The sequence below is a fragment of the Nocardia sp. NBC_00565 genome (assembly GCF_036345915.1).
Taxonomy (GTDB): Bacteria; Actinomycetota; Actinomycetes; order Mycobacteriales; family Mycobacteriaceae; genus Nocardia.
On sequence record NZ_CP107785.1, the window covers coordinates 1,070,866 to 1,093,271 of the forward strand.

A 22,406-nucleotide genomic window follows, 5' to 3' on the forward strand; every position below is an offset into this window, starting at 1 on the left:
TCCCCACCATCTTCGCGGCCAGCTCGGCTTCAGGCGTCGCCGCACCGCGCGCCGAAGCCGATCGCGAGCGCTGTGGTGATGTCGCCGAGGTCTTTTCCGAATCTGTCTGTGCCGAGCGGGTTTCCGGATTCGATGGCGGCTGCCGCGACGATGTCGTTGGGGTTGGCGAAGGGCCACAGCCCGGCAGGCCGACCCCGACGCGTAGCTGTCAACGAAATGCTAGTGCGCGCCGCCGACCAGAGCTGGTAAGCCCGACCCGGCGACTACGGCCAACTCGATTGCGTGACTTCCGTTTTCGGGACATGTCCGTCAGCGACTCGGAGTCGACAGGACTTGTCCGCCCTGGGGGACACGCCTACCGGTCGCGCCACGAGCGTTGTCACTGTCTGACAGAATCTAGGCAGTGCTCAATGCGAGGGGGAACGCAAAGATGGTGTTGGCCGCGCGATTTCAGCCGGGGGCCACTCGGCGTCCGTTCGTGGATCGGGAAACCGTACTGGCGACTTTCGACGAGTTGCTCGTCGGATCCGCGGACCAGCCCCGGGTCCTGCTGCTGAGCGGCGTCGGTGGTATCGGCAAATCGCGTCTGGTGGCGGAGCTGCGTTCGCGGGTCGCAAAGCGGCATCCGGCGGCGGTACTGGATCTGCAGGTGCCGAGTCAGCGCCAGGCAGCCGATGGGTTGGCGGTGCTGCGGACACAGTTCGGCGCCCAGAAGATCAAATTCCATCGGTTCGATATCGCGTGCGCGGTGCTGTGGCAGCGCCTCCATCCACATTTGCGGCTGACGTCGGAGTCGCTGGCCTTGGCCGAACACAGTGAGGTACTGACCGAAATCCTCAACGACGCCACCGGAATTCCCGTTTTCGGTACGGCGTCTCGGCTATTGGAATTAGGTGCTCGGCGCGCCGTTCGCACCCACCGGATCCGACACGACCCGATCCTGCAGGAGCTCGATCAACTGAGCCTCGGCAATCTGGAAGCCGCGGTGTCGTATCTGTTCGCGGAGGATCTGAAGGCTGCGACGGCGGGTAAGAAACCGTATGTTGTCTTCCTCGACGCATATGAAGCGCTGATGGGAGGCGTCGATCGCGAGGGCCGGGTCGCGGCCTCGGATGCCTGGCTGCGAGATGTCGTGGCACAGTTGAACACTGGGCTTGTCGTCATCGCGAGTCGGGAGCCGCTCGGGTGGGAGCGATACGATCCCGAATGGGCCGCACGGGTGCATTCGCTACGGGTCGACGACCTGCCGATGGGGGCGCGATACGAACTGTTGGACTCCTCCGGTGTCGATGACGCGGACGAGCGTGAGGCCATCGCGGTGTCGAGCGCCGGGGTACCGTTCTATCTGCATCTGGCGATCGATGCTCGGAGTCGGATCGAGGGCACTTCGGTAGCGGTGCTGGTATCACCCGAAGCGATCTTGGAACGGTTTCTTCAGCATGTGCGGCCGGACGAAGTTCGGGCGCTGGAACTGCTCAGCCTGCCACGCACCTTCGATCTCGAGATATTCACCGGCATCGCAGGCCAGTTCGGGCTTCCTGGCCATCTCACCGCGTGGAAGTCGTTGATCGCGTACTCCTTCGTCTACGCGGCGGACGAGAGCGGCGACGGCGAGCGGTATCAACTGCACCAGTTGATGGTCACGGCATTGCGTCACCGGCTGGATGCTGATGTGCGGTCGGTATTGCACGCAACGCTGCACGATCTGTGGCGGGCACGGGCGGAACGGCCGGGCGGGCAAGTGTCGGCACTGCGCGAGGCGGGCTATCACGGTGTCCGAGCCGGGATTCTCAATGCCGCCGCCCTGCTGGCGTACGTCGACCGGATCGAAGCCGCCGGCGGAAACCAGGGGATCGAGGGTGTACTCAGCGATTTGGACAGCTTTCTACGCCAGCCGCATGGCACCCTGGCAGATATGGCGGAGCTATCCGAACTGACCCGGTGCCTCGAGGCCGAGGCAGCGGTCCTGCTGGGCGATGCAAAGCAAGCCGACCGCTTGACCCGCCATGTCGACCCGGCGCGAACCGGTCCGGTCGCGGAACGTCTCGCGCTCGCGGCGGCCAATGCGCGCCGCATACTCGGTGCGACGGATGAAGCACTGTCGATCTATTCGACGGTGTGGGCACGCGGCTCGGGGCGAACGCGATTGCATGCCGGGCAGTGGGCGGCGGATCTGCATATGTGCCAGGGACGTTTCGCGCAAGCGCTCGAATTGTGCGACGAACTGGTCGCATTGGCCGACGGTGATGATCGCGACTTTCTGGGAGATGTGGCCCGCTTGCGGCATCTCACCTATCGCTTGTCATTCGACACCGAAACGGCCGCACGGTATTTGGCCGAGGCGGATGCGCACTACCATGCGGCCGGCAGTGTTGTCGGGCAGGCCAATGCCGCAACCAACCTGGCCGAACTATTGGCTTTGACCGATCCCGCGCAGGCTGTTGCCGCCGCTGGTACGGCGATCTCCAGGCAGCGCGAGCTCGGCGCGCTGCACGAACTCGGAAAGGCTTACACCGCACTGGGTTTGGCCGAACTCTCGCTCGGCGATCTGGACGCGGCAGACGGTGCGCTGACGGATGCCTGTGAGATCTTGGAGCGGGCTGGTTACCGTTCCGGTAGGGCGCGGGCGGAGTTGTTCCGCGCCGGTGTGTTCGCGCGGCGAGGTCTGCGTATCGACGCCGTGGCGAGCGTCCGATGGGCAGTGGCCGAACTGGAAGCCGCGAATGTATACCCAGGATTGGTGCTGGTCGCACGGGCGGTGTTAGCCCTGTTCGGTTGGCTCGAGCCCGATGTCGCCCTGGCGGCCGCGCAAGCCCGCCTGCGGATGCGGCCGCCGACACCGGATCGGAATCTGGACCTGGGCGCCCAGCAGTTGATGGCGCGGATACTGGGCGTCGATGCCGACGCTTACTACCGCGAAGCGGGTGTGCGAACTGATTCGTCAGCAGGGTATTACAACCACAATGTTCGCGTCGACGGCGCCATGGGCGTGGTCAACGTACGGATCCCGGTCGCCGGGGCCGATGTGATGGATCTGCGGGTATGGCCCGAGGCGGCGGTATTGCGCACCATCGAACCGTTCGTGACGGCCGCGCCTCGCCTGCGCTGGGAGTCCGCGGTACCCGCGTACCAGATCCACGAGTACGTCGAGGGCGATGTGCTGGACCGGATCGCGCCACGCGGTACGGCTGTTCCCGTGCATGTGCCGGGCGACGTCGCGGCACTGTTCGCGGATCTGCGCCGAATACCGCCCGAGTTGCTCCCGCCGAATTCGGCAGGGCGAGGGGAGGATCCGGCCGCGTTTGCGCGGCAGCTGTCCGACATCACCGACCGTGTGCACCGTGAGAACAGTGCGGCATTCGGTGAGCTGTATGCGCGTCTCGGCGTGCCGGCAAGACCGCTCGACGACGTCGTCGATGCGTGGAACACACTCGAGCCGAGGATGTTTCGGCTATTGCATGCCGATGTTCATCGCAAGAACATGATCATTCGCGACCACGCCGTCGTCTTCATCGATTGGGAGCTGGCGCTGTTCGGTGACCCGTTGTACGACGTGGCCACTCATCTGCACAAGATGACCTACCTGCCGGACGAACGCGAGACGTTCCTGACCGCATGGACCGCCGCCGAGCCGATGGCTACGCGGAATTCATGGCGGCGTGACCTGCAAACCTACCTGAATCATGAGCAGGTCAAATCCGTCATCGTCGACTCGGTTCGCTATGCCAAGGTGCTCGCTGGCGGGCAGGTGACAGCGGATGCGGCGGGGGCGCTGGTTGCCAGTCTGGTCGGCAAACTCCAAGCGGCGCGGGCGATCTGGAGGCAGGACGAAGCGGTCGACCCTGGGCTGGTCGAGATGGCGCTGAGGTCCTGGCGCTGAGGTTGCCGTAACCGGTGCGAGAGTAGTTGCCAGCGGCATCGATCCAGCGACGTTGTTCGTCACGCTAGTTTGCTGCGGCGAGTCCATCGCGTCGCCGCCGCAGGAAGGTCTTTTCGGCGGTGTTATCGGTATGGGCGATGGCGGTGTCGTAGAAGCGGATCGCTTCGGTATTGCGACCGAGTCGGCGCAGCAGGTCGGCGCGGATCGCGTGGTACAGATGGTGATTCGGTAGGTCGATCTCGTCGAGTAGCGCGAGTGCCGCATCTGGTCCCGCGACCTCAGCGACCGCTACCGCCCGGTTCAGTGCCACCACTGGGCTCGGTACGACGGCGGTCAATTGGTCGTACAGCCGTAGGATCTGTTGCCAGTCGGTGGATTCCGCGTCTGGTGCGTCCGCGTGCACCGCGTTGATCGCCGCCTGGATCTGATAGGGGCCGGGTTGGTTGCGGCGCAGGCACTCTCGGACGAGTGCATGGCCCTCTTCGATGAGAGTGCGATCCCAGCGGTGACGATCTTGTTCCGGCAGTGGCACCAGCGAACCGTCCGGCGCGGTGCGGGCGGGCCGGCGCGATTCGGTGAGCAGCATCAGCGCGAGCAGTCCGTGCGCCTCCGGCTCATCGGGCATGAGCTCGATGAGTAGGCGCCCCAAGCGGATTGCCTCGGCGCACAGGTCGGTCCGCACGAGTCGGTCGCCGGAGCTGGCGGTATGTCCCTCGGTGAAGATGAGGTAGATGACGGCGAGTACGGCACGCAGGCGAGCGGGGAGGTCGGCGTCGTGGGGGACTCGGTAGGGGATGCGGGCGTCGCGGATCTTGCCCTTGGCGCGGACGATGCGTTGGGCCATGGTCGATTCGGAAGTCAGGAAGGCGTGGGCGATTTCGGGTGTGGTGAGGCCGCCGAGTAGCCGCAGGGTAAGTGCCACTTGGACATTCAGCGATAGGGCGGGGTGACAGCAGGTGAAGATCAGCCGCAGTCGGTCGTCCGGCACGGCGCTTTCTTCGTCGGGCTCGCTGTCGGCGTGTAGGAGCGCGGCCTCGGCGTGCCGGTCTTCGCGGGACGCTTCACGCCGCAGGCGATCGATGGCCCGGTTGCGTGCGGTGGTGATGATCCAACCGGGTGGGCTCGGCGGGAGTCCGTCGGTCGGCCAGCGCTGTACGGCGGCGGAAAACGCATCCTGCACCGCGTCTTCGGCAACGGTGATATCGCCGAAGACGCGGATCAAGCTGGCGACCGCGCGGCCGTAGTGTTCGGTGAATACGGCCTCGATCGCGGCGGCGGTGACCTCAGCCATCCGCGAGCGGCCGGACCTCGATCGGTAGCGTGAGCACCTCGGCGACCTTCTTGCCCCAGTCGATGGCTTCGTCCAGATCGGCCGCCTGGATGACGGTGAATCCGCCGATGTGCTCCTTACTTTCGATGTACGGGCCATCGGTGATGAGCACCTCGTTGGCGTCGGCACGCAGCACGGTGGCGGTGCTCGGCGCGTGCAGGCCCGCGGCGAAAACCCAGGCGCCCGCGGCCCGCATCTCGTCGTTCACCGCCTCGAGATCGCGCATGATCTCCTCGAGATTGTCCGGCGGCGGCCCATCATCGGGCTGATAGATGCTGAGCAGGTACTGCTTCATGGCTCGTCCTCACCCTCGCTGGTAGGTGGCGATCACCACGCCGGTGGTGGTGGTGACACTGTCGGCGAGTCGCAGGTCGCCGAGGTCGACGCCGTCGAACAGCCGCTGTCCGCCACCGACCACGATCGGATGGATCAGCAGTAGATACTCGTCGACGAGATCGTGTCGCATCAACGATTGCAGCAGATTGCCACTGCCCAGCACCACGAGTTCCTGGTCGCGCCGCAGCTCGGCCGCCGCGGCGACCGCGTCACCGGCGAGCAGCGTGGAGTTCTGCCAGGGCAGGGGTTCGGTCAGGGTTCGGGACGCGACGAACTTCTGGGTTTTGTTCAGCACCTCGGTGAACGGATTGTCGGTCTGATGCGGCCAGAATCCGTAGAAGTCCTCGTAGGTGCGCCGCCCGAGCAGTAGCGCACCGTGATGGGCCGCCAAATGTTCGCCCAGCACGCGTGCCTGCACCGGATCGTGGAAGCGGTGCGCCCAGCCGCCGTGCCGGAATCCGGCCCTGGTGTCCTCGTCGGCTCGACCGGGGGCCTGCATGACGCCGTCCAGGGTGACATTCTCGACCGCGATGATCTTGTTCATGAGCGGAGTCCTTCCTGTTGGGGGCCGGTCCGTAACCGGCTTCACCTCCTACACGAGCGGGTCCCCGCCAAATCGACATCGCGGACAGAAATTCTTTCGAGGAATTTTCGAGCTACTCCGTGATGGCCTGGATCTCGCGGTAGCTCGGGATGTCGGACCGGACGGATCGACCATCGCGCACCGCACGCGCGACGTCGACGATCCCGGCCAGCGCCGCGCGGTACAGCAGCGATCCCATGCTGACCCGCCGGACACCCAACTCGGCGAGTTCCGCGATCGACGGCCCGACCGCCGAGAACAGCATATTGACCGGCAGCGGCACCGCCGCGACGATTCGCTCGATCGCGGCCGGATCGGTCACGCCGGGCACGAAAATACCGTCGGCGCCGGCCTGCGCGTATCGCTCGGCGCGCACCAGCGTCGAATCCTGTTCCAGCCGTAGCCAATACGTGTCGACACGGGCATTGACAAACAGCTCGGGCGTGCGTGACTTGATCGCGGCGATCAGCTCGGCTTGGTGCCCCGGATCAGCCAGCGCCGTATCCGCCCTGCCATCCTCGAGATTCACCCCCGCGATGCCCAAGGCCGCCAGCCGCGTGACATATTCGGCTACCGCCTCGGAATCCTCGCTGAAGCCGCCCTCGATATCGACCGTAACCGGCACCGGCAAGCGCGCGAGTCTCGTTGCCAGCGAAAGCGTTTCATCCCGAGTGACCCCGGTGCCGTCGGCGAGCCCGGCGGCCACCGCGACGCCGAGGCTGGTGGTGCCGATCGCCGGAAACCCCGCCGCGGCCAGTACAGCGGCCGAGCCGAAGTCCCAGGCATTGGGCAGTACCAGCGGCTCGGCGCGGTGATGCAGGTCGTGAAAAGCCTTCGTCGCCCGATCAGGTTCGGTGATCATGCCGCGACGGTATCCCGCGGTCGTTTCGGTGGTCGCCGAAACAACTCGGCGCGATCATGGTGTGGTGCAGACCCGAGGAGCCGAACTGGCCGAACTGGCCACCCTGCTGGCCGACCGCACCCGCGCCGATATGTGCCTGGCCCTGGTCGACGGCCGCGCCTGGACGGCGGGCGAATTGGCCCGCCACGCCGGAGTCGCGCCCTCCACCGCGACCGAACACTTGAACCGACTGCTCGATGGCGGTCTGCTGATCGAACGTCGTCAGGGCAGGCACCGCTACGTGCAACTGGCGAACCCGCAGGTGGCCGAGCTGCTGGAGACCATGGTCACCCACCTCGAGCCGTCCCGCCCCGAGGCCACGAATCTGCGCGCGGCCACCGTCGCCGCGGCCCTGGCGCGCGGCCGCACCTGCTACGACCACCTCGCAGGCCGGCTCGGCGTGGCGATCACCGACGCGATGACCGCACGTCACCTGCTCGACAGCGGCGGCGGCTTCGCCCTCACCGAGGCCGGATTGGCGTGGCTCACCGGACCGATGGGCATCGAGGCGCGGACATTGCACGCGACGCGCCGCCCGGTGGCGCGACCCTGTCTCGATTGGACCGAACGCCGCACCCACCTCGGCGGGGCCGCCGGAGCGCAGCTGTGCCGCCGATTGCAGGCGCTGGATTGGGTGCGGCGGGTCGGGACCGGCCGTGCGGTCCGCCTCACCTCGAAAGGCGAATCCGGCCTGTACGAGGTGCTCGGGATCGATCCCGCGACGGTCGGCTGACGTGCAACTCACCGGCTAGCGCACGACTGAGCGGTTGAAGCCCGCCGTCCCGGGTACCACTGGCGAGTGACCCGATGAAGTCGGCGATGCGGACCCCATTTATGAATGGGCTTGCATAATCGTGCATAATCATCACATGGTTGATTCGTCGAGCAACCCGGTCTTGCGGGTTGCGGTGGCCGGTGCGAGTGGATACGCCGGTGGTGAGGTGCTGCGTCTGTTACTGGGACATCCGGCATACCGCGACGGGCGTCTCGTCATCGGCGCGCTGACGGCGGGTTCGAATGCGGGCAGCACGCTGGGGGAGCTCCAGCCGCATCTGCTGCCGCTCGCCGATCGCGTGCTCGCGCCGACCACGGTCGACGAGCTGACCGGTCACGACATCGTCTTTCTCGGCCTACCGCACGGGCAGTCCGCCGCCATCGCGCAGCAGCTACCGGAGTCGACGGTGATCATCGACTGCGGCGCGGACTTCCGGTTGACCGACGCGTCGGCCTGGGAGAAGTACTACGGCGGCGCCCATGCGGGCAGCTGGCCGTACGGACTGCCGGAACTGCCCGGCGGGCGGGAGCAGCTGCGCGGCGCGAACCGGATCGCCGTACCCGGTTGCTATCCGACGGTCGCCAGTCTCGCGCTGGCACCGGCGATCGCCGCCGGAATCATCGAGCCGAATGTGAACGTGGTCGCGGTGAGCGGAACCTCCGGCGCGGGTCGCAAACTCGACGTCGGCCTGCTCGGCTCCGAAGTGATGGGTTCGGTGCGGGCCTACGGCATCGCGGGCGCGCACCGGCACACCCCGGAGATCGTGCAGAATCTGAAGGCCGCCGGCGGCACCGATGTCGCCGTATCGTTCACCCCGGTGCTGGCGCCGATGCCGCGCGGCATTCTCGCGACGTGCACCGCGCCGACCCGAGTCGACGCCGCGCAGGCTCGCGCGGTCTATGAAAAGGCCTACGTCGACGAACCGTTCGTGCACCTGCTGCCGGAAGGCACACTGCCGCAGACGGGTTCGGTACTCGGCTCCAATGCCGTCACCCTGCAGGTCGCGGTCGATACCGACGCCGGACTGCTCGTGGTGATCGGCGCGATCGACAACCTGACCAAGGGCACCGCGGGCGCCGCGGTCCAATCCATGAATCTGGCCGTCGGATTCGACGAGACCGCAGGACTTTCCACCGTAGGAGTGGCACCGTGACGACGATCGAAACCCCGGCTGGCAAGCTGGTCCGGAGCCAGGGCGTGACCGCACCGCTCGGCTTCCGGGCGGCGGGTATCGCCGCGGGCATCAAGGCCAGTGGAAAGCCCGATCTGGCATTGGTATTCAGCGAGGGCCCGGAGTACGCGGCCGCGGGCGTCTTCACTCGCAACCAGGTGAAGGCCGCACCGGTGCTGTGGTCGCAGCAGGTGCTGACCGCGGGCCGGTTGCGCGCGGTGATCCTCAATTCCGGCGGCGCCAACGCGTGTACCGGTCCCGGCGGCTTCCAGGACACCCACCAGACCGCCGAGGAGTTGGCCGAGGCGCTGAGCAATTGGGGCACCGAGACCGGCGCGGGCGAAATCGCCGTCTGCTCAACCGGTTTGATCGGCGACCGGCTGCCGATGGACAAGGTGATCGCGGGGGTCACCGAGATCGTGCACGAGATGGGCGGCGGCCTTTCCGGCGGACTCGATGCGGCGCACGCGATCATGACCACCGATACCGTGCCCAAGGAGGCGGCCTTCCACCATCGCGACAAGTGGAATGTCGGCGGGATGGCCAAGGGTGCGGGCATGCTCGCCCCGTCGCTGGCGACCATGCTGGTGGTGCTCACCACCGATGCCACCGCCAGCGCCGAACAGCTGGATCGCGCGCTGCGCAACGCGACTCGGCTCACCTTCGACCGGCTCGATGTCGACGGCTCCTGCTCCACCAACGACACCGTGCTGCTGCTCGCCAACGGCGCCAGCGAGGTCGCACCGTCCCAGGAAGACCTCGACGCGGCGGTACTCGCGGTCTGCGATGATCTGGCCGCCCAGCTGATGGCCGACGCGGAGGGCGTGACCAAGCGGGTCCAGATCACCGTCAGTGGTGCGGTCTCCGAGGACGAGGCGCTGACCGTGGCCCGTGCCGTCGCCCGCGACAGTCTGGTCAAGACGGCGATGTTCGGCTCGGATCCGAACTGGGGACGGGTGCTCGCCGCGGTGGGCATCGCGCCGGTGACCCTGGATCCGAATCGAATCTCGGTGTCGTTCAACGGAAATCCGGTGTGCGTCGACAGCGTCGGTGCGCCGGGCGCCCGCGAGGTCGACCTGTCCGGACCCGATATCGATGTGCTCATCGAGCTGAATGTCGGTGCGGGCACCGCGATGGTCCGCACCACCGATCTGTCGCACGGCTATGTCGAAGAGAATTCGGCCTACAGCTCATGACAAGCGAAGCAGTCCAAGAACTTTCGGCGATGGACAAGGCGCACGTCCTCGCCGACGCGCTGCCATGGCTGCAGAAGTTCCGCGACAAGATCGTGGTGGTCAAATACGGTGGCAACGCGATGATCGATGCCGATCTCAAGCAGGCCTTCGCCGCAGATATGACGTTCCTGCGCACCGTCGGCGTGCATCCGGTGGTGGTGCACGGCGGCGGACCGCAGATCAGCGCGATGCTGAAAAAGCTCGGATTGGAAGGCGAATTCCGCGGCGGCTTCCGCGTCACCACGCCCGAGGTGATGGCTGTGGTGCGGATGGTGCTGTTCGGTCAGGTCGGCCGGGAGTTGGTCGGGCTGATCAACGCGCACGGCCCGTACGCGGTCGGCATCTCCGGTGAGGACGCACGGCTGTTCACCGCGACCCGGCGCACCGTCGACGTCGACGGCGAGCCGACCGATATCGGACTGGTCGGCGACGTCACCGAGGTGAACGCCGACGCGGTGCTCGACCTGATCGGCGCCGGGCGTATCCCGGTGGTCTCGACCATCGCCCCGGACGCCGAAGGTGTGGTGCACAACATCAATGCCGATACTGCCGCCGCGGCACTCGCCGAGGGCATCGGCGCGGAGAAATTGGTGATATTAACCGACGTCGAGGGCCTGTACACGAACTGGCCGGACCGTTCGTCGCTCACCTCGCACATCGACGCGGCCGAACTGGCCGAGTTGCTCCCGCGTCTGGATGAAGGCATGGTGCCCAAGATGGAAGCCTGCCTGCGCGCCGTGCAGGGCGGGGTGCCGACCGCGCATGTCATCGACGGTCGAGTCCCGCATTCGGTGCTGTTGGAACTGTTCACCGGAGAAGGAATCGGAACGATGGTGACGCCCGCCCCGCTCCCCACGAGCGCGGCGGACACACTGAACGGAACGAAATAAATGAGTGAGCGTAGCGAACGAATCATGACACAGCGTGCGTCGCACATGACGGAGCCGAGCGCTAGCGAGGCGCAGTCATGAGTGGCACAGCAGAATTGCAAGAGCGGTGGTCCGCCGCGCTGATGAAGAACTATGCCACGCCCAAGGTCGCCCTGGTGCGCGGCGCGGGCGCGGTGGTCTACGACGCGGACGGCAACCGCTACCTCGACTTCCTCGGTGGCATCGCGGTCAACAGTCTCGGCCATGCCCACCCGGCGATTCTGGAAGCGGTCACCCAGCAACTCGGCACGCTCGGGCACACCTCGAATATCTACGCCAACGAACCGGTCATCGAACTGGCCGAGCGACTGCTCGCGCACTTCGGCGACGGCGAATTCGGCGACGGGCACGGCCGCGCGTTCTTCTGCAACTCCGGCACCGAGGCCAATGAGGCGGCGTTCAAGATGGCGCGGCTGACCGGGCGGCGCAAGATCATCGCGACCGACGAGGCCTTCCACGGGCGGACCATGGGTGCGCTCGCGCTCACCGGGCAACCCTCCAAGCGCACGCCGTTCGAGCCGATGCCGCCCGGTGTCGTGCACGTGCCCTATGGCGATGCCGCTGCGCTCGAGGCGGTCGTCGATGAGGACACCGCGGCGGTATTCCTCGAGCCGATCCTGGGGGAGAGCGGTGTTGTCGTGCCCCCCATCGATTACCTGGTGAAGGCGCGCGAGATCACCGCGCGCCACGGTGCGCTGCTGGTACTCGACGAGGTGCAGACCGGCATCGGACGGTGCGGAAAGTTCTACGCGCACCAGGCATTCGGCATCGTCCCGGATGTGATCACCCTGGCCAAGGGCCTCGGCGGCGGGCTGCCGATCGGTGCGGTGCTGGCCACCGGACCGGCTGCCGACCTGTTGACCCCGGGCCTGCACGGCACGACTTTCGGCGGCAACGCGGTATGCGCCGCGGCGGCTCTGGCCGTGCTGCGCACCATCGACGAGACCGATCTGCTCGCGCATGTCGAATCCGTCGGCAAGCGGCTCAGCGACGGTATCGAACTGCTGGAGCATCCGCTGATCGATCATGTGCGCGGCGCGGGTCTGCTGCTCGGCATCGTGCTCACCGACGATCTCTCGGCCGAGGTGGAGAACCGGGCACGGGAGGCGGGCTATCTGGTGAATGCGCCCAAGCCCAACATCATTCGGCTCGCGCCGCCACTGGTGCTCACCGAGACCCAGTCCGACAACTTCGTCGGCGACCTGCCCGAGATCCTCGACGCTGTGATCGCCGACGCCGAGGGGGCCAAATGAGTACAGCATCGCGCAGCGATTCGGTGAGGGGTGGTGGCCGGGTGACGGGTGGGCGTACAGCATCGCGCAGCGATTCGGTGAGGGGTGGCGGCCGGGAGACGGGTGGGCCTATCCGCCACTTCCTGCGCGACGACGATGTCACGCCGGCCGAGCAGGCCGAAATCCTCGCGCTCGCAGCGGAACTGAAGCAGACGCCGTTCGCGCACCAGCCGCTGGCGGGTCCGCGCGGGGTCGGGGTGATCTTCGAGAAGAACTCCACCCGCACGCGGTTCTCGTTCGAAATGGGCATCGCGCAGCTCGGCGGGCATGCGGTGGTGGTCGACGGCCGCGATACCCAACTCGGCCGCGAGGAGACCCTCGGCGATACCGGCAAGGTGCTCTCGCGCTATGTCGACGCGATCGTCTGGCGCACCTTCGAACAGGTGCGCCTGGACGAAATGGCCACCACCGCAACGGTTCCGGTGGTGAACGCGCTGTCCAACGAGTTCCACCCCTGTCAGGTGCTCGCCGATCTGCAGACCCTCGCCGAACGCAAGGGCAGCCTGGTCGGGCGCAACCTCACTTACTTCGGTGACGGTGCGAACAATATGTCGCACTCGCTGCTGCTCGGCGGTGTTACCGCCGGTCTGAACGTGACCATCGCCGCGCCGGACGGTTTCGAGCCGCGGCCGTGGGTTCTGGAGGCCGCCCGCAAGCGTGCCGCGGAAACCGGCGCCACCATCACCCTCACCGGCGATCCGGTCGCTGCCGCGAAGGGCGCGGACGCGCTGGTGACCGACACCTGGACCTCGATGGGGCAGGAGAACGACGGTCTGGACCGGGTCGGCCCGTTCCGTCCCTTCCAGCTGAACGCCGAGCTGTTGTCACATGCCCAGCCCGATGCCGTTGTGCTGCACTGCCTTCCGGCGCACCGCGGTGAGGAGATCACCGACGAGGTGCTCGATGGGCCGCACAGTGTGGTCTGGGATGAGGCCGAGAACCGCCTGCACGCGCAGAAGGCACTGCTGGTGTGGTTGCTGGCCAGACGTAGTGGAGGCGGGGAGTGAGAGTCACCGAGGCGGAGGCATGAGGGTGTCCGCGACCGAACCCGGCAAGTCCGGCCCGGCCATCGCCCGCACTCGCGCCGGACGCCAGTCCCGGATCATCGAACTGCTGCTGGCGCACTCGGTGCGCAGTCAAACGGAGCTGGCCGCTCTGCTCGCCGCTGAGGGTATCGAGACCACCCAGGCCACATTGTCTCGCGACCTCGATGAGCTCGGCGCGGTGAAGTTGCGTGCGGCCGATGGTGGTGCGGGTGTCTACGTTGTGCCCGAAGACGGCAGCCCGGTGCGCGGCGTCACCGGCGGTACCGACCGATTGTCGAAGCTGCTCGGCGACCTCTTGGTCTCCACCGACGCCAGCGGCAATATCGCCGTCCTGCGCACCCCGCCGGGCGCCGCGCACTACCTGGCCAGCGCTCTCGACCGCGCCGCGCTCCCGTTCATCGTCGGCACCATCGCGGGCGACGACACCATCGCCGTCATCGCCCGCGAACCCCTCACCGGCGCCGAACTGGCCGCCAAGATCGAGGCACTCGCCTGATCGCATCCAGGCCTGATCCCGCGAACGGGTATCCGGCGCTGGAGGCGGTACGCGCCGATGGCTCGGAACCTGAATCCCCAGACCGGAACTCAGGCGTCGGCAGCTACCGTCGACCGCACATTCGGGAGACCGAGGTTGTCGCGCAATGTTGTTCCGGTGTACTCGGTGCGCAGCGCGCCCCGGTCCTGCAGCAGCGGCACCACCTTGTCGACGAATTCGTCGATGCCCCAGGGGACCAGGTGCGAGCCGAGGATGAAACCGTCGGAGCCATTGTTCTGCACGAAGGAGTCGATCTGCTCGGCCACCTGGGTGGGGGTCCCGACCAGCGGTCCGCGTTCGAACTGGTCGATCACCACCTCGCGCAGGGTGAGCTGCTTCGCCTCGGCGACCTGACGCAGGCGCTCTACCGTGGCGAAGCGATCCTGGTGTACGAAGGCGCGCCCCTGGATGATCGGCGGGGCAGCGGGATCCGGATCGATATCGGGTACCGGGCCCTCCGGATCGTAGCCGGACAGATCGCGGTTCCAGATCTGCTCCAGCAGGATCAGCGCGGTCTGACCGGTGACCTGCTCATTGCGGATCGCGTGGAATTTCTCGATCGCCTCGGCCTCGGTGTCGCCGAGCACGAAACTCGCCGACGGCAGGATCTTGATGTCCTCGGCCGCACGTCCCGCGGCTACCGCGCGCGCCTTGATATCGCGGTAGAAGTCCGCGGCCTCGGGCAGCTTGCCGAACGGGGAGAAGATGGCATCGGCATTCGCGGCGGCGAAATCGCGGCCCTGCGGTGAGACGCCGGCCTGCAGGATCACCGGCCTGCCCTGCGGGCTGCGCGGCACGGTGAAACGTCCGGAGATGTCGAACTGGCTGCCGTGGAAGGCGAACGCACCGGCATCCGGGCGGGCCAGGAATCGGCCGGAGTCCTTGTCGGCGACGAGATCCTCGGCCTCCCACGAATCCCACAGGGCCCGAACGGCATTCAACGTCTCCTCGGCCCGCACATACCGGTCGGCCGGATCGAGGAAGCCGCCGCGCCGGAAGTTCTGGCCGGTGAAGGCGTCGAAGGAGGTCACCACATTCCAGGCGGCGCGGCCGTCGGAGAGATGATCCAGGCTCGCGAGCTGGCGGGCCAGCTCATAGGGCTCGTTGAAGGTGGCGTTGATCGTGCCCGCGAGGCCGAGATGTTCGGTGACCGCCGCGATGGAGGCCAATACGGTGAAGGTGTCGGGGCGGCCGATGATGTCCTGATCGAAGATCTGGCCCGCGCGTTCGCGCAGGATGAGACCTTCGGCGAGGAAGAAGAAGTCGAACTTACCGCGTTCGGCGGTGCGCGCGGTGTGTTCGAAACTGCTGAAATCGATCTGGCTGCCCGCGGCGGGGTGCCACCAGGCGGTGTGATGGTTGACGCCGCCGAGGTAGGCGCCCAGGATGACCTGCTTACGTGGGGTGCTCATCATTGACCTCGCTCAGGCAGTCGCGTAACGGTTGGGGACGGTGGTCGGCAGACCGAGCAGCGCGCGCAGTGAACCGTCCGGGTAGCTGGTGCGGAATACGCCGTGGCGTTGCAGGGCGGGGACGAGCCGATCGGTGATGGCGGCCAGGTCATCGACCGCGACACCGGGCCGCAAGCGGAATCCATCGACTCCTCGGCCGCTCCATTCGATGAGCAGTTCGGCGAGTTCGTCGGCGCTGCCCGCGAAAATTCCGGCATCGGAGGCGAATTCGTCCCCAGCGTGCTCGTTCAACCGCGCCAGCCGCTGCGGACCGGTCGTCTCGTCGGTATCGAGGAAGACCACGATGTCGGCATAGATCCGCAGCGGCTCGCCGGTGCGATCCACTCGTGCCGCGGCGGCGGTGACTTGTTCGACGATCGGGCCGGGGCCGGCCTCGCGTGTCGGGGTGACGAAGACGAGATCCGCGCCGCGGGCGGCGAATTCGTAGATCAGCGGGCCGTGCGCCAACGCCGCCACCACCGGCTGTCCCTGCGGCGGGCGCGGTGTGATGGACGGTCCGCGGACGCTGAAGAAACGGCCCTCGAAGTCGATGTAGTGCAACTTGTCGCGATCGATGAAGCGCCGTGTCGCCACATCGTGGATCTCGGCGCCGTCCTCCCAGCTGTCCCACAGTCGCCGCACCACCTCGACGGCGTCGGCGGCCTCGTCGAACAGATCGTGCACCTCGCCGGGGAAGGTGCCCGACGCGACTGCTTCCGCGAGCTCGGTGGCGGTGATGGCGCGCAGTTCACGGCGTCCGAAATGCGCGGCCTCACCGGGCGTCCCGGATACGCGCACCTGCCAACCCGCGCGGCCCCGCGAGGTGTAGTCGAGCGTGGCGATCGACTTCGAGATGTGGAATGGTTCGGTGTGGGTGGTCGTCACCGTCGGGATGAGCCCGATATGCCGGGTGACCGGGGCGATGCGCGCGGCGATCAGGTTCGCGTCGATCCTGGCCCGGACCCGGTCGACGGCGTCATCGGTCCGCGCGTGCCGTTCCTCAGGAATCGCCAGGCTGTCCTCGATGCTCACGAAATCGAGCAGTCCGCGCTGTGCGGTGGTGACCAGATCCGTCCAATATCCGGCGCTGAACAAATCGGCGGGCCGGGAGTTCGGCTCCCGCCAGGCGGCCGGATGCCAGCCCGCTCCGTCGAGCGCGACGCCGAGATGTAGTGGGTTCGGTGCCATCGTCTCCCGTTTCTGTGCATGCGTGAATGTCGTGTCCCTCAACGCGGGACCGGCGCGCGTGCCGCCGGACGTCGGCTATCGCCCGTCGTTCGGCGGGCTCGTCCTGGCTGCCGCGGATGATCATCCGAAGTCGGATACCGCGTGGCCACGCGGCATTACCAGACCGACGATTCCCGCTCGGCGTGGATGGTGTCAACGGTTCGAATCAGCTCGAGCCATGGGAAATACCCTGTGGGCGAGTGGAATTGAACTTGTTGCCGACCCGGCGGCATCGGAATCGCGGTGAGTCCAACCGGTGCGCGCTGGTCGTGCGCCTCGCTAACGTTCTCTGGTTCGACGCTGTTGTGGAGGAGTGCGCGGTGACCACTGATTCGACCATCGACGTCTCGCTACATCCGCTCGACGACCCGGTGCGGGCATCGCTGCGCGGCGAGCACCACCGGTTCGCCAGGTGGGTGGGCCGAATCGGCCGCTACGACCCCGAGGTCGCCAGATTCTTCGGCCACCCGCCAGAACTGGACGAACAGGACTGGATCGATCTGGCCACCCTCCTCGGACCCGGCGGCAGCACCGCACTGCGCGGCTACGGCCACGTGCCGCCGGACGGTTGGACGGTCCTGCACGAACTCGGCTCGGTCCAGATGGACGGCACCGCCCTGCGCGTCGCCCACGACCCGGACCTCGAGGTGCTCACCCCAGCCGACATCCCGGAGATCCTGGACCTGATCGCCCGCACCGAACCCGGCCCCTACGCACCCCGAACCATCGAAATGGGCACCTACCTGGGCCTACGCGTCGACGGTCGACTGGTGGCAATGGCGGGGGAGCGCATGCACCCACCCGGCTGGACCGAAATCAGCGCCGTCTGCACCGATGCCGATTTCCGCGGTCGCGGCTTCGCCTCCCGCCTCATCCGCGCCGTCGGCGCCGGCATCCGCGCCCGCGGCGAAAAGCCGTTCCTACACGCCGTAGCCCACAACGCGACCGCGATCAGCCTCTACGAAACCCTCGGCTTCACCCTCCGCAAGCGTTCCCTGCTGACGATCGTCCAGGCCCCATCGCCCGGGAGCCAGGCACCGACGCCAGCGAGTGCCGCATCCGCGCCGAACTAGTCGAGCGAATGCACCGAATCCGAGCTCGCGCATAGCTTCCGGTTTTCGGACCAGTGTGTCGTGCGGAGAGTCGGTGTGCGACCGCGTCGAAGGTGTGTGCGAGCCCGGTTTGGGCCGTATGGCGTGCGGCTCAGCCGAATGGGTATTGGCCTCCACCACCACCCGGCGAGTTGTGACCGGGGGTGCCTACATTGATGATTTCCTGGATCAGATCGACGAGTGCTCGCCCGACGTCGAGGACGCCGTTGCCGAGGGTGCTGAATTCGCCTGCGATGAGATGCAGCATGTCGTTCGCCCTTCTGCCCGCCCAGATGGTGTTGTTCCAAGAGTAGGGCACGAGGCAAGCGAGACCCGGGTGTGAATGGGCTTGCATCGTCATGCATAATCATTTGCAAGATACACACGAAACCGAGGAGCACACAGACATGTCCGAGCGCGTCGTACTCGCCTACTCCGGTGGGCTCGATACCTCCGTTGCGATCAGCTGGATCGGCAAGGAGACCGGCGCCGAGGTCGTGGCGGTCGCCATTGATCTGGGCCAGGGCGGCGAGGATATGAACGCGGTGCGCCAGCGCGCGCTGGACTGCGGTGCGGTCGAGGCGATCGTGGTCGACGCGCGTGACGAGTTCGCCAACGAGTACTGCCTGCCCACCATCCAGGCGAACGCGATGTACATGGGCCAGTACCCGCTGGTGTCGGCGATCAGCCGTCCGCTGATCGTCAAGCATCTGGTCGAGGCCGCCAAGTTCCACGGCGCGAGCACCGTCGCGCACGGCTGCACCGGTAAGGGCAACGACCAGGTGCGCTTCGAGGTCGGCATCGGAGCGCTGGCCCCCGATCTCAATGTGATCGCGCCGGTCCGCGACTACGCCTGGACCCGGGAGAAGGCCATCGCCTTCGCCGAGGAGAACAAGCTCCCGATCAATGTCACCAAGAAGTCGCCGTTCTCGATCGACCAGAACGTGTGGGGTCGCGCGGTGGAGACCGGCTTCCTGGAGGATCTCTGGAACGCGCCGACCAAGGACGTCTACGACTACACCTCGGACCCGACGGTCAACTTCGAGGCCCCGGACGAGCTCATCGTCACCTTCGACAAGGGTGTGCCGGTCGCCGTCGACGGCCGTCCGGTCAGCGTGCTCGAGGCCATCGTCGAACTGAACCACCGCGCCGGCCGCCAAGGCGTCGGCCGCCTCGATATGGTCGAGGACCGGCTGGTCGGCATCAAGAGCCGCGAGATCTACGAGGCCCCCGGCGCCATCGCGCTGATCACCGCGCACCAGGCCCTGGAGAACGTCACCATCGAGCGCGAACTGGGCCGCTACAAGCGGCAGGTCGAGCAGCGCTGGGGCGAGCTGGCCTACGACGGCCTGTGGTTCTCCCCGCTCAAGCGGGCGCTGGACGCGTTCGTCGCCGAGACTCAGGAGCACGTCACCGGCGAGATCCGGATGGTGCTGCACGGCGGTTCGATCGTGGTCAACGGCCGCCGCTCCGAGCAGTCGCTCTACGACTTCAACCTGGCCACCTACGACGAGGGCGACACCTTCGATCAGTCGCTGGCGAAGGGCTTCGTGCAGATCCACGGCCTGTCCTCCAAGGTCGCGGCCCGTCGCGACCTGAACCAGAAGTAGGCCTGCGCGCGGCCTGAGGACGGACTGCGTCCACTATTAGGCTCGAACGGGGTCGGCACACCCAGAGCCGACCCGAAGGGAGCGAGCGCTGTGCGGACCGACGACGACAGCTGGGATATCGAATCGAGCGTGGGCGCCACGGCCCTCGGCGTCGCCGCGATGCGGGCGGCCGAAACCCGTCGCCCCGACGCACTGTTCCATGACCCGTATGCCGAAGTGCTGATAACCGCCGTCGGTTCGGAATCCTGGACCCGTATCGTGCGCGGCGAGATCGACGGTCTCGAGGAGGCCGCGACGCAGGCGATGGGCCCCATCATCGCCGCCCTGACCGCGCGTACCTGCTACTTCGACACCTACTTCCAGAACGCGGCCGCTGACGGCATCCGGCAGATCGTCATCCTGGCCGCGGGCCTCGATGCCAGGGCCTACCGGCTCGAATGGCCGACCGGCACTACGGTTTTCGAGCTGGATCTGCCGAAGGTGTTGGAGTTCAAGGAGAACGCACTGGCGGATGCCCACCCCGCGGTGGACCGTCGTGCGGTCGCGGTGGATCTGCGCCAGGATTGGCCAGCGGCATTGCGGGACAACGGATTCGACCCGGCTGTGCCGACCGCATGGCTGGTCGAAGGACTGCTGCGTTACCTTCCGGCGGACGCGCAGGACCGACTGTTCGACAACATCGTGGCCTCGAGCGCACCAAGCAGTCGAGTCGCGATCTACCGCTCATCCGGTGCCGCGCCGGACTCGAAGGCATTGCGGGAGACACGATCCGCCGGGCTCGACATCACGGTCGATGTCGGCGAACTGTGGTACTCGGACGAGGGCCGCAGCGACCCGATCGACTGGTTCACCGAACACGGCTGGACGGTGACCCGCGCCGAACCGGTCGAGGTGCTGCGCAGCCGCGGCCGGGACGTATCCGAAGCGGCCGCCGCCCACCTGAACACCGACATTTTGTTCACCGCCCGACGACCCGGAGGAGACAGCACACGATGACGCAGAGCGGCAGCACCAACGAAGGGGCGCTCTGGGGCGGACGTTTCGCGTCCGGACCGGCCGCGGCAATGGCCGCGCTGAGCAAGTCGACCCATTTCGACTGGGCGCTGGCTCCCTACGACATTCGCGCGTCGAAAGCGCACGCGCGCGTGCTGCACAAGGCCGGACTGCTGTCGGAGTCCGATCTGGCCGCCATGCTGGCCGGACTGGATCAGCTTGCGGCGGACGTGGATTCGGGTGCGTTCGCGCCGGCCGAGGCCGATGAGGATGTGCACGGCGCGCTGGAGCGCGGGCTGATCGATCGGGTCGGCGCCGAACTCGGCGGGCGACTGCGGGCGGGGCGTTCGCGTAATGATCAGGTGGCCACGCTGTTTCGGATGTGGCTGCGCGATGCGGCCCGCCGCGTCGCGGTCGGCGTCCTCGATGTCATCGACGCACTGGTCGCTCAGGCCGCCGCGCATCCCGACGCGGTGATGCCGGGTAAGACGCATCTGCAGGCCGCGCAGCCGGTGCTGCTCGCGCATCATCTGCTCGCGCACGCGCATCCGTTGCTGCGCGATATAGATCGGCTGCGGGACTTCGACAAGCGAGCGGCGGTGTCGCCCTACGGTTCCGGTGCGCTGGCCGGTTCCTCGCTCGGACTGGATCCGGAAGCGATCGCGGCCGAGTTGGATTTCGACGCGTCCGCGGCCAATTCGATCGACGCCACCTCCGCGCGCGATTTCGCGGCCGAGGCGGCATTCGTGTTCGCCATGATCGGTGTCGATCTCAGCCGGATGGCCGAAGAGGTGATCATCTGGAGCACACCGGAATTCGGCTACCTCACCCTCGCCGACGCCTGGTCCACCGGCTCGTCGATCATGCCGCAGAAGAAGAACCCGGACGTCTCCGAACTCACCCGCGGTAAGGCGGGTCGCCTCATCGGCAACTTGACCGGACTCCTGGCCACCCTGAAAGCCCAGCCGCTGGCGTACAACCGGGACTTGCAGGAGGACAAGGAGCCCCTGTTCGACTCGGTCGCCCAGCTGGAACTGCTGCTCCCGGCCATCGCGGGCCTGGTCTCCACCCTGACCTTCCACACCGATCGCATGGCCGAACTCGCGCCCGCCGGTTTCACTCTCGCCACCGATATCGCCGAATGGCTTGTCCGGCAGGGTGTTCCGTTCCGGGTCGCGCACGAGGCGGCGGGTGCATGCGTGCGCGTGGCCGAGGGGCGCGGTGTCGGCTTGGACGAGCTGACCGACGAAGAATTCGCCGCCATCGATACGGCCTTGACCCCACAGGTGCGCGAAGTGCTGACGGTGCAGGGTTCGATCGCGTCCCGCAATGCGCGCGGCGGCACCGCGGGCGTGCAGGTCGCCGCGCAACTCGACGAGATCCGCAAAGCAGTCGCCGACCTGCGCCCTCTGTTCGCCTAGCTGGGCACGACCAAGAACAAGATCGGCCCGGCCACGAGCATGATCACCGCTGCGTCCATATCTCTTCCTGGATCGACGACCGAATTCTGCGCTGTCGACCTTGCGATCGAGGTAGGCAAATGCTTATGGCCCGGCCGCCGCCATCCACCGCCCCCGGTTACGCTGCGCCGATGACCCTGCTGTTGCTGGCGCTGGCCATCGCCTCCGAGATCACCGCGACCGTATCGCTCAAGCTCTCCGAGGGATTCACCAAGTTGGTGCCCTCGATCATCGTGGTCATCGGCTACAGCTCGTCCTTCTACTTCCTCTCCCAGGCGCTCAAACGCGGGATGGCGCTCGGCGTCGCCTACGGCATCTGGTCGGCCGTCGGTGTCGCGGTGATCGCGGTCATCGGTGTGCTCTTCCTCGACGAGCGGCTGTCGCTGGTGCAGGTCGGCGGCATCGCGTTGGTGATCCTCGGCGTGCTCGCGCTCGAACTCGGCGGTGCGCACTGAACCTGGCCACGTCGCACCGCCGATTCCCGCTCGTTGCGCCCTGCGCATTTTGTCGAATTCGTCCCATGGGAGGCCGCGGCGAACGTAGCATCGGCCGATGGATTGG

General features: G+C 66.9%; 21 protein-coding genes. 13 read left to right on the forward strand and 8 right to left on the reverse strand.

Features of this window, described 5'->3' with window-relative positions; genetic code table 11:
* Positions 1–29: 29 nt before the first annotated feature.
* Positions 30–212 carry a hypothetical protein gene (locus OG874_RS05280; protein WP_330253999.1) on the reverse strand — a complete coding sequence of 61 codons (183 nt, stop codon included), beginning with the start codon at positions 210–212 and terminating at the stop codon, positions 30–32.
* 218 nt (positions 213–430) lie between these two features.
* Here OG874_RS05280 and OG874_RS05285 point away from each other — a divergent pair, with 218 nt between their 5' ends.
* Positions 431–3,880, forward strand: a complete 3,450-nt coding sequence (locus OG874_RS05285) for an AAA family ATPase (RefSeq protein WP_330254000.1) — start codon at positions 431–433, stop codon at positions 3,878–3,880.
* Between the two features lie 64 nt (positions 3,881–3,944).
* Here the strand turns inward: OG874_RS05285 and OG874_RS05290 are convergent, their stop codons facing one another.
* The 4 genes from OG874_RS05290 to OG874_RS05305 all read right to left on the reverse strand — a co-directional run bounded on the left by OG874_RS05290 (position 3,945) and on the right by OG874_RS05305 (position 6,991).
* Positions 3,945–5,171 carry an RNA polymerase sigma factor gene (locus OG874_RS05290; protein ID WP_330254001.1) on the reverse strand — a complete coding sequence of 409 codons (1,227 nt, stop codon included), beginning with the start codon at positions 5,169–5,171 and terminating at the stop codon, positions 3,945–3,947.
* Complete coding sequence (locus OG874_RS05295; protein WP_330254002.1) at positions 5,164–5,505, reverse strand: YciI family protein; 342 nt, start codon at positions 5,503–5,505, stop codon at positions 5,164–5,166. Before OG874_RS05295 ends, OG874_RS05290 begins: the two co-directional genes overlap by 8 nt.
* A 9-nt stretch (positions 5,506–5,514) precedes the next feature.
* Complete coding sequence (locus OG874_RS05300; RefSeq protein ID WP_330254003.1) at positions 5,515–6,090, reverse strand: dihydrofolate reductase family protein; 576 nt, start codon at positions 6,088–6,090, stop codon at positions 5,515–5,517.
* Positions 6,091–6,202: 112 nt separating this feature from the next.
* Positions 6,203–6,991 carry an isocitrate lyase/PEP mutase family protein gene (locus OG874_RS05305; RefSeq protein ID WP_330254004.1) on the reverse strand — a complete coding sequence of 263 codons (789 nt, stop codon included), beginning with the start codon at positions 6,989–6,991 and terminating at the stop codon, positions 6,203–6,205.
* On the opposite strand from OG874_RS05305, the gene OG874_RS05310 reads away from it, so the two are divergent.
* The 7 genes from OG874_RS05310 (at position 6,990) to OG874_RS05340 (ending at position 13,974) form a co-directional block, all read left to right on the forward strand.
* Positions 6,990–7,763, forward strand: coding sequence for an ArsR/SmtB family transcription factor (locus OG874_RS05310; RefSeq protein WP_330254005.1), 774 nt, complete (start codon positions 6,990–6,992; stop codon positions 7,761–7,763). The genes OG874_RS05305 and OG874_RS05310 overlap by 2 nt on opposite strands.
* Before the next feature lie 136 nt (positions 7,764–7,899).
* A complete protein-coding gene (gene argC / locus OG874_RS05315) occupies positions 7,900–8,958 on the forward strand; it encodes an N-acetyl-gamma-glutamyl-phosphate reductase (protein ID WP_330254006.1) in 1,059 nt (352 codons plus the stop codon).
* Positions 8,955–10,172 (forward strand): bifunctional glutamate N-acetyltransferase/amino-acid acetyltransferase ArgJ, encoded by a 1,218-nt coding sequence (argJ, locus tag OG874_RS05320; protein ID WP_330254007.1) that lies wholly within the window; start codon positions 8,955–8,957, stop codon positions 10,170–10,172. Before argC ends, argJ begins: the two co-directional genes overlap by 4 nt.
* Complete coding sequence (gene argB, locus OG874_RS05325) at positions 10,169–11,101, forward strand: acetylglutamate kinase (protein ID WP_330254008.1); 933 nt, start codon at positions 10,169–10,171, stop codon at positions 11,099–11,101. The genes argJ and argB overlap by 4 nt, the downstream gene beginning before the upstream one ends.
* Positions 11,102–11,178: 77 nt before the next feature.
* Positions 11,179–12,393, forward strand: coding sequence for an acetylornithine transaminase (locus OG874_RS05330; RefSeq protein ID WP_330254009.1), 1,215 nt, complete (start codon positions 11,179–11,181; stop codon positions 12,391–12,393).
* On the forward strand, positions 12,390–13,439 hold the full coding sequence (gene argF, locus OG874_RS05335) for an ornithine carbamoyltransferase (protein ID WP_330254010.1): 1,050 nt from the start codon (positions 12,390–12,392) through the stop codon (positions 13,437–13,439). The genes OG874_RS05330 and argF overlap by 4 nt, the downstream gene beginning before the upstream one ends.
* A gap of 19 nt (positions 13,440–13,458) precedes the next feature.
* Positions 13,459–13,974, forward strand: a complete 516-nt coding sequence (locus tag OG874_RS05340) for an arginine repressor (RefSeq protein WP_330254011.1) — start codon at positions 13,459–13,461, stop codon at positions 13,972–13,974.
* Between the two features lie 89 nt (positions 13,975–14,063).
* Here OG874_RS05340 and OG874_RS05345 read toward each other — a convergent pair whose 3' ends face one another.
* Both OG874_RS05345 and OG874_RS05350 read right to left on the reverse strand, forming a co-directional pair.
* Entirely contained in the window at positions 14,064–15,425 is a 1,362-nt protein-coding gene (locus OG874_RS05345; RefSeq protein WP_330254012.1) for an NtaA/DmoA family FMN-dependent monooxygenase, read from the reverse strand.
* Positions 15,426–15,437: 12 nt separating this feature from the next.
* The gene (locus OG874_RS05350) at positions 15,438–16,652 is read right to left on the reverse strand and encodes an LLM class flavin-dependent oxidoreductase (RefSeq protein ID WP_330254013.1); all 1,215 of its coding nucleotides are present in this window, start codon (positions 16,650–16,652) and stop codon (positions 15,438–15,440) included.
* A 359-nt stretch (positions 16,653–17,011) separates the two neighbouring features.
* Between OG874_RS05350 and OG874_RS05355 the strand changes: the two genes are divergently transcribed.
* Complete coding sequence (locus OG874_RS05355; protein WP_330254014.1) at positions 17,012–17,764, forward strand: GNAT family N-acetyltransferase; 753 nt, start codon at positions 17,012–17,014, stop codon at positions 17,762–17,764.
* Positions 17,765–17,894: 130 nt separating this feature from the next.
* On the opposite strand, the gene OG874_RS05360 is transcribed toward OG874_RS05355, so the two are convergent.
* Positions 17,895–18,050 carry a hypothetical protein gene (locus OG874_RS05360; protein WP_330254015.1) on the reverse strand — a complete coding sequence of 52 codons (156 nt, stop codon included), beginning with the start codon at positions 18,048–18,050 and terminating at the stop codon, positions 17,895–17,897.
* Between the two features lie 139 nt (positions 18,051–18,189).
* Here OG874_RS05360 and OG874_RS05365 point away from each other — a divergent pair, with 139 nt between their 5' ends.
* The 4 genes from OG874_RS05365 (at position 18,190) to OG874_RS05380 (ending at position 22,300) form a co-directional block, all read left to right on the forward strand.
* Positions 18,190–19,392, forward strand: coding sequence for an argininosuccinate synthase (locus OG874_RS05365; protein ID WP_330254016.1), 1,203 nt, complete (start codon positions 18,190–18,192; stop codon positions 19,390–19,392).
* A gap of 90 nt (positions 19,393–19,482) precedes the next feature.
* The gene (locus OG874_RS05370; protein WP_330254017.1) at positions 19,483–20,388 is read left to right on the forward strand and encodes a class I SAM-dependent methyltransferase; all 906 of its coding nucleotides are present in this window, start codon (positions 19,483–19,485) and stop codon (positions 20,386–20,388) included.
* Positions 20,385–21,806 carry an argininosuccinate lyase gene (gene argH, locus OG874_RS05375; protein ID WP_330254018.1) on the forward strand — a complete coding sequence of 474 codons (1,422 nt, stop codon included), beginning with the start codon at positions 20,385–20,387 and terminating at the stop codon, positions 21,804–21,806. The genes OG874_RS05370 and argH overlap by 4 nt, the downstream gene beginning before the upstream one ends.
* 170 nt (positions 21,807–21,976) lie before the next feature.
* Entirely contained in the window at positions 21,977–22,300 is a 324-nt protein-coding gene (locus tag OG874_RS05380; RefSeq protein WP_330254019.1) for a DMT family transporter, read from the forward strand.
* Positions 22,301–22,406 lie beyond the last annotated feature (106 nt).